The sequence below is a fragment of the Amycolatopsis sp. NPDC039088 genome (assembly GCF_055598845.1).
The window spans coordinates 157,079-164,563 of sequence record NZ_JBVKAE010000012.1; the positions used below are offsets into that span (position 1 = coordinate 157,079).

The following is a 7,485-nucleotide window of genomic DNA, read 5'->3' on the forward strand; positions in this document are numbered from 1 at the left end:
AGGCCTTCCGGGACCAATCCGCGTGTGACAAGGGAATCCTTTCTACCGAACGGGGGCGCCGGGGCCGAGCGGGATACCGAACACCCAGAACACGAAGAACAGCAACGTCCACACCACGAGCAGGGCGAACGACAGCGGGACCGTCATCGAGAAGAGCGTGCCGATGCCGGCGGAGCGGCGGTATCGCTGCAGGAAACCGAGCGCCATCACGAAGTACGGGCTCATCGGGGTGATGGCGTTCGTGCACGAGTCCGCGATGCGATACAGCGCCTGCGTGGTCTCCGGCGGTATGTCCAGCAGCATCAGCATCGGCACGAACACCGGGCCGATCAACGCCCATTGGGCCGAACCGCTGGTGACGATCAAGTTCACCAGCGTCACCACGACGAGGATGCCCAGCATGATCACCGGCCCGGACACTCCGGCGGTTTTGAGCAGGCCGGCGCCGTTGATCGCGGTGATTTCCCCGATGCCGGTCCATTTGAAGTAGGCGAGGAACTGGGAGATGGCGAAGAACAACACCAGGATCGGCGCCATCTCCCGGAAACCGTGCGCCATGAACCCCGGGATGTCGCGGCCGCTGGTCACCGTCCCGGCGACCTTGCCGTAGGCCCAGCCCGCGGCCAGGAAGCCCAGCGCGAGGAAGATCGAGATGGAGCTCAGCAGCGGTGACTCGACAATGCTTCCGTCCTTGCCCCGCAACGGGGAGGACGCGGGCAGCACCGCCAGCACCAGCGCGGCCACGAAGACGACCAACGCGATGAGCGCGGCACGCAGACCTCGTCGCTCCTGACGGCTGAGCTGGAGGGAGCCGAGATCGTCCTCGTCCGCGTCGTCGTCGACGGGCATCGCCTCGGCGCGTCGCGCGAGAACCTTCTCTGTCACGAGCGTGATCACCACGGCCAGCACGAGCGAGGACGCGAGCGAGAAGAAGTAGTTGGCCAGCGGGGTGACCGAATAGGACGGATCGATCGTCTGCGCCGCCGCCGTGGTCAGCCCGGAGAGGATCGCGTCGGTCGGGGTGATCAGCGGACTCGCGTCGTAACCGGCGGAGATGGACACGAACGCGACGACGATGCCCAGGATCGGGCTCCGGCCCACCGCGCGGAAAGCCAAGGCTCCCAGCGGAATCAGCACCACATATGCGGCGTCGGACGCGACGTGGGACACCATGCCGGTGAACGCCAGCGCGAAGGTCACCCACCTCGGGGAAACCTTCGAAACCCCGGACCGGAGCACGGCCGCGAGCAGACCGGACCGCTCGGCCACCGCCACGCCGAGCATCACCACGAGGATCGTGCCCAGCGGCGGGAACGACGTGTAGCTCTTGACCGCGTCCGTCACCATCATCCGCACACCTTCGGCGGACAACAGGTTCTTCGCCTCGACAGCCTTGCCTGTCGCCGGGTTCTGCGCGGACACGCCTGCCGCGCTGAGCCCCCAACTGGCCAGCGCCAAGACTCCGCTCAAGATCACGAAGAGCCAGAACGGATGCGGCAGCTTGTTGCCGAGCCGCTCGACGCCGTCAAGCGCGCGCAGCAGGAGGTTCATCGGACGTGAGGTGGTTCTTGCCTGACTGGAACTCACCGGCGCGGCTCCTTTCCCGATCGGAGGCCCATTACAAACTCCAGCGAACGAATAGTGCAAGCCGGATTGCAGATATGCACAGATCAGTCACAGGCGCTCGCAAGGTGACTGATACAGTCACCGCATGCTGACCGAGCCGGAACTCGACCTGATCGCGGCGCTCCAGATCGCGCCACGAGCTTCGGTCGCCGTGCTCGCCGAGGCACTCGGCGTCTCCGCCAGCACGGTGGGGCGACGGCTGGGCCGCCTCGAGGAACAGCGGATTCTCCGGGTGATCGGCCAGGTCGACTGGACGGCGAGGGCGCGCGGGAACCCACGGCACGTCTGGGTCACGACCGAACCGGGGGCGTCCGGTTCAGCGGCGAAGGCACTCGCGCGCTTCCCCGAGGTCCAGCTCGCGGCGGAGACGGCGGGCCGGTCGGACGTCTATCTGGCCGTGCACGTTCCAGACCGCGCACAGGCACGCGAGTTGCTCGCCGACCGCATCCCCGGCGTGGCGGGCGTGGCGGGCACCCATTCGGAACTGGTGCTGCGGGCCCTGACCAGGGCCGACTCCTGGCGTTTGCACCGGCTGAGCGAAGACCAGCAGGAAATCCTGTCCCGGGAACAGGTGGCGCCGGACGGCTTCGACGCCGGCGAAGTGGGCGCGGACGAGCGGCGGCTCATCGGGCTGCTGGCCGCGAACGGCCGCATCACCGCGGCGGAAGCGGCCCGCGTCCTCGATCTCAGCCAGTCCACCGCATACCGGCTGATCCAGTCGACACTGCGGCGCGGCATCGTCCGGCCGCGGGTGGAGGTCGAGCCCGCGCAGCTCGGCTACGAACTGGAAGCGGTCATCGCGCTGACCATCACCCCGGGTGCCATTCAGGCCGTGGCCGAGGAACTCGCGCGGCATCCGTCGGCGCGGTACGTGTCGATCGTCGCCGGCACCGCTTCGGTCATCCACCAAGGCGTGTTCCGGAACGAGGACGAGATGGCGGACTTCCTCACCCGCGACCTCGCTCCCCTGCCCGGGATCACCGCACTGCAGGTCTCCGTGGTGTTGCGCATGCTGCGCCGGTACTGGCTGTACCGCGAGGACGGCAGGTTCGCCCCGGACAGTGCCTGAGTCCGCGAGCAACGGATCAAGGACCTTTCATGACATGAAAGCAGAATGAAAGCGCTCTCAGGATTCTAGGGGTGCCTCGCCCGAAGTGGACGGGGAAGCAGATGACGCGAGTCCGTATCCGCCCCGACAGGTGCCTGGTCCGGGCGCTGTCGGCAGATCACGAGGGGATTGTCATGAGAGTTCGTTCGAGGGCCGTCGCATGTCTTGTGTCGGCGTTCATGATGCTCGCGCTGGCGTTCGTCGGCGCGGGATCCGCGGCGGCGGACCAGGCGAAATCCATCTCCGGGGCGTCGCCGGACGGCGGCGCGAGCTTCAGCGGGACGCTGACGTGGACCGGCCGGGGCAGCTTCAAGGCCGACATCACGTTGAAGGACGCGAAGTGCGACGGGAACCCCGTCTACTTCTACTTCATCATCAACAAGGGGTGGACGAGCGAGTGGCAGGGCAAGCGGCGCGACAACAACGAGGGCTGCGGCAAGACCATTACCTGGAAGGGCATCGCGGGATCTGACACCAACGGCATCTACGGTCCCACGCTGCGGGTGTGCACGGACATCCGGCCAGGGTCGGACTCTTGCGAGGAGTACGGCTACAACAACCCGTACTTCCCGTAACCGGCCTCACCCGCCGATCGGCTCGGGAGCCCGAGCCGATCGGCTCGGGAGCCCTTCGGGGGAGACGGTCAGGGGGTCAACGACCGCGGAACCGCGCGGCCAGCGCGGCGATCGGCGACCGTCGTGCCCGAACCGGGAGCCTGCCGGAAGTGATGTCCTCCAACAGGGTCGCGACGGTTTCCCCCGCACAGGTGCGGTTCGCGCCGATCCCGCCAGAGGGACCGCGTTTGATCCAGCCGACCACGTAGGCACCGCTGCGTCCGTCGACGCGGCCCGCGGTGTTCGGAATCGTGCCGAGAGCTTCGTCGAACGACAGACCCGGGACCGGCGTGCCGCGGTACCCGACCGCGCGCACGACCTGTCCCGCGGCGATTTCGACCGGCCCGTCCGGACCGGTGACGCGGAGGCCGCGCACCTGTGTGTCACCGACGATCCCGGTGGGAGCGGAGTGGAAGCGCAGGACGATCCGGCGTGCGTCCGCGACCGGCGGTGCGGTCCAGTCGACGGTCTCGCGGCCGAGATCGCGCAGCAGCTTGGCTTTTCCAGTGCCCGCGTCGATCGCGGCCGCGGTGCGGGGGTCCGCGTTGTCGACGACGAGCGGTACACCTGCCCGTTGTGCCAGCGCGAGCAGTTCCGGCGAGGTGTAGGCGGCGTCCTCCGGCCCGCGCCGGGCGAGCAGGACGACCTCACGGACCTTGCTCGTCCGCAACCGTTCCAGCGCGTGCTCGGCGATCGTGGTGCCGGCCAGACCGTCAGGGTCGGCGGTGAGGATCCGTGCCACGTCCAGCGCGACGTTGCCGGTGCCGACCAGCACGACTCGTTCCGCGGACAGCTCCACCGCGTTCGCGGGCACGTCCGGGTGGCCGTTGTACCAGCCGACGACGGTGGTCGCGGCGATGCTCCCCGGCAGGTCTTCGCCGTCCAGGCCGAGGCCGCGTGCGGAGGAGGCGCCGACGGCGTAGATCACCGCGTCGTGGCGCTCGGCCAGCTCGTCGACGGTGACGTCGCGGCCGACCTCGGTGCCCAGGCGCATCCGCAGCCGAGGGTGGTCGTGGAAGCGCGAGAAAGCCTCGCCGATCCGTTTCGTGGCAGGGTGATCCGGGGCGACACCGAAGCGGACGAGCCCGCCGGCGACCGGCAATCGGTCGATCAGGGTGACCCACGCGTTCGTGTGCAGCAGCAGATCCTCGACGGCGTACATACCGGCCGGACCGGTACCGACGACGGCGATATCCGGCGGCGCGAAGTCGCTCGGGATGGCCCTGTCGAAGGTCGGAGGGCCCCAGCGGTGGAAGTTCGGCGCGGGATCGGCCGACGACACGACCTCGCGGTCGGCGTAGTACTGCGCGTTGAGCCCCTCGTAGACCCGTAGTGGCCCGGTGAGCAGGTCGACCGGGAAGATCGCGTCGACCGGACAGGCGTCCGCGCAGGCCCCGCAGTCGATGCACGAAGCCGGATCGACGTAGAGCATCTCCGTGGTGCCGAAGTCGGGCTCGTCCGGCGTGGGGTGGATGCAGTTGACCGGGCAGACCGACACGCAGGTGGCGTCGTTGCAACAGGTCTGAGTGATCGCGAAAGCCATGTCAGATCAGGTTCGCTCGTTTGTAGAACACCAGGGCGGGCTTGGTGAGCAGGCCGCACGAGCCGAGGAACTCCATCAGCCCGGCGCAACTCGACCGCATCATCGCCTTGTGGTGTTCGTTGGCCTTCGCCTCGCGCTGCGCGCGCCGGGTGTCGAGCCCCGCGTTCTTGTAGACGTCGCGGTTGACCATGCTGCTGACGATGAAGTACGACGCGATCGCGACGACCAGCGCGTTGATCCGGCGGCGCAGGAAGCCCGCGCCCTCGAGCTGTTGACGCGTCTCTTCGCGGGCGAACTTCATGTGCCGGGACTCTTCGACGACGTGGATGTTGTTGATGGTCCGCACGAACGGGACCACCCGCTCGTCGCGCATCCAGTCGCGCTGCATCACGTCGAGGACTTCTTCGGCGACGAGGATCGCCGCGTACGCCGCTTCGCCGGTGGCCGTCGCCTTGAAGACGCGGCCGAGTTCGACGGCGAGCTTGCGCGGACGATACGGGGGCGCGCCGAGCTTCTCCGCACCGCGAGCGAACATGATCGAATGACGGCATTCGTCCGCGATCTCGGTCAGTGCCCACTGGAACGCCGCGTCGGTCGGATCCTTGGCGTAGAAATCGCGCAGCACCATCTGCTGCAGGATCATCTCGAACCAGATACCGGTGCTCGCGACCGAGGCGGCCTCTTGGCGCGTGAGCTCCTTCTGCTGCTCCGGGGTCATCTCAGCCCAGTAGCTCGTCCCGTAGAGGGTGCTCCACTCCGGGCTGGCGCCGTGGAAGTCCTTGTCCAGCGGCGTCTCCCAGTCCACTTCGGTGGCCGGGTCGTAGGACAGCATCGCGGAGGAATCGAGGAGTCGCCACGCGGTCTCGTGGCGGCCGGTACCGGCCGTCCCCGTGGTGCGCGGCACATCGGTGCTGGTCATACGGACCTCCCTGACTACGTCGGCTGGGTGTAGATTTAGGCGTTACCGTGGTTCACTGTTACCCAAGGTAACACCTAAATGGTGCGGTCGCGAGTGGGGGCGACGGACCGGCTCCACGGCCAACGAGGAGACCGCTCATGACCACGCCGCGCCGCATCGGCTCGTTCGATCACGACGGGCTCACCTTCGACGTCCGCGACACCGGCCCGCTCGACGGCGCCGTCGTCGTACTGCTGCACGGATTCCCGCAGACCGGCGCGTCATGGGCCGAGACCGCCGAGCTGCTCAACGAACGGGGATACCGCACGGTCGCGCCCGACCAGCGCGGCTACTCACCCCGCGCGCGGCCACGCGGTCGCTTCGCCTATCGGTCGAGCCGTCTCGTGGCCGACACTGTCGCGCTGATCCACGCCATCGGCGCCGGGCCGGTGCATCTGGTCGGACACGACTGGGGCGCCAACGTCGCCTGGGCGACCGCGGCCCAGCGGCCGGACCTGGTCAGCTCGCTGACCACGGTGTCGGTCCCCCACGCCGCGGCCTTCCTGCGCGCGATGCTGACCAGTGACCAACTCATCCGGTCCTACTACATGTTCTTCTTCCAGATCCCCTGGCTGCCCGAACTCGCCATCCTGCTGCGGCCGGGGCTACTGGACCGCACACTCGCGAAAACCGGGATGACAGCGGCCCAGATCGACCAGGTCCACCGGGAGATTCTCCTCGGCGGAGCCCTGACCGGCGGCCTGAACTGGTATCGCGCCATGCTCCTGCAGCGCCCGACGTCTCTGCCCACCCGGGTCTCCGTGCCGACCACGCACGTCTGGAGCGACGGCGACACGGCCTTGTCTCGTCGCGGCGCCGAACTCGCCGGCCAGTATGTCGACGGCGATTACCGGCTGGAAATCCTGACCGGTGTCAGCCACTGGGTACCCGAAGAGGCGGCCGCGACACTCGCTGACCTCATCGACCGCACCGCCACCGGCGAGCACCTCCAGACCGAGTGACCTGCGCCGCAGTTCGCGCGCCGGAGAACCCTGGCTGGCACCCTCGCCGACTTACCGGACGAGCGGGCGTGGCACTCCTGGTCACGCACGTCTGATGCGGCGGGTCCGTGGAGGCCTCCTTCTCTGCTCTCAAGGTAGGAAAGCGGCAAAGTCGGGACCCTGGCCTGTGGGAGGGTGACGGTTCAGCCGTTGACGGGATCGACGATGGAGGAATCGGGACACTCAACGTCCCGATTGCTCCATCGTCGCGACCTCACCACACCCTCACCTCGATCAGCTCACGCTTGATTGTCCTTAAGTGGCCCCACGCGGAGCCGGGCATGGAGACATCAATCAGACACCTGGCGACCGGTTTGGATCCTTTGTGGACCCTGAAGCCCGGTTGGGGTCCGGAATCAGGTCCGCACTCACTCGACTCTGCCGGACCCCTGACTCTCAAGGTGGGGCCCCGGCAAAGTCGTACAACTGCTGGTCCGTATCGCTCTTGGCGATCCGAAGGTCGTGCGTGCTGCCTGATTCCGGGCTGGTCGGCGCACCCTGAGTGTCCACAAGAGACACCACTGCCGGACTCAATGCCCGATTTGAGCACTTCACTTAGGGGTCGTGGGGGGTTTTTTTTTTTTTTTCCCCCCCAAAAAACCCCCCCCCCCCCCCCAACCCCTCCCCATCCGCAC

The 7,485-nt window shown here is 67.7% G+C and carries 6 protein-coding genes; 3 read left to right on the plus strand and 3 right to left on the minus strand.

What is annotated here, in order from left to right; all coding sequences use genetic code 11:
* Window positions 1-42: 42 nt before the first annotated feature.
* Complete coding sequence (locus tag ACZ7KI_RS17925; RefSeq protein WP_470274224.1) at window positions 43-1,551, minus strand: AbgT family transporter; 1,509 nt, start codon at window positions 1,549-1,551, stop codon at window positions 43-45.
* A 160-nt stretch (window positions 1,552-1,711) separates the two neighbouring features.
* Between ACZ7KI_RS17925 and ACZ7KI_RS17930 the strand changes: the two genes are divergently transcribed.
* On the plus strand, window positions 1,712-2,695 hold the full coding sequence (locus tag ACZ7KI_RS17930) for an Lrp/AsnC family transcriptional regulator (protein WP_470274225.1): 984 nt from the start codon (window positions 1,712-1,714) through the stop codon (window positions 2,693-2,695).
* Window positions 2,696-2,868: 173 nt separating this feature from the next.
* On the plus strand, window positions 2,869-3,309 hold the full coding sequence (locus ACZ7KI_RS17935; RefSeq protein ID WP_470274226.1) for a hypothetical protein: 441 nt from the start codon (window positions 2,869-2,871) through the stop codon (window positions 3,307-3,309).
* 76 nt (window positions 3,310-3,385) lie between these two features.
* Here ACZ7KI_RS17935 and ACZ7KI_RS17940 read toward each other — a convergent pair whose 3' ends face one another.
* Window positions 3,386-4,891, minus strand: coding sequence for an FAD-dependent oxidoreductase (locus ACZ7KI_RS17940; RefSeq protein ID WP_470274227.1), 1,506 nt, complete (start codon window positions 4,889-4,891; stop codon window positions 3,386-3,388).
* A gap of 1 nt (window position 4,892) precedes the next feature.
* The gene (locus tag ACZ7KI_RS17945) at window positions 4,893-5,810 is read right to left on the minus strand and encodes an AurF N-oxygenase family protein (RefSeq protein WP_470274228.1); all 918 of its coding nucleotides are present in this window, start codon (window positions 5,808-5,810) and stop codon (window positions 4,893-4,895) included.
* Between the two features lie 137 nt (window positions 5,811-5,947).
* Here ACZ7KI_RS17945 and ACZ7KI_RS17950 point away from each other — a divergent pair, with 137 nt between their 5' ends.
* Entirely contained in the window at window positions 5,948-6,811 is an 864-nt protein-coding gene (locus ACZ7KI_RS17950; RefSeq protein ID WP_470274229.1) for an alpha/beta fold hydrolase, read from the plus strand.
* Window positions 6,812-7,485: the final 674 nt, after the last annotated feature.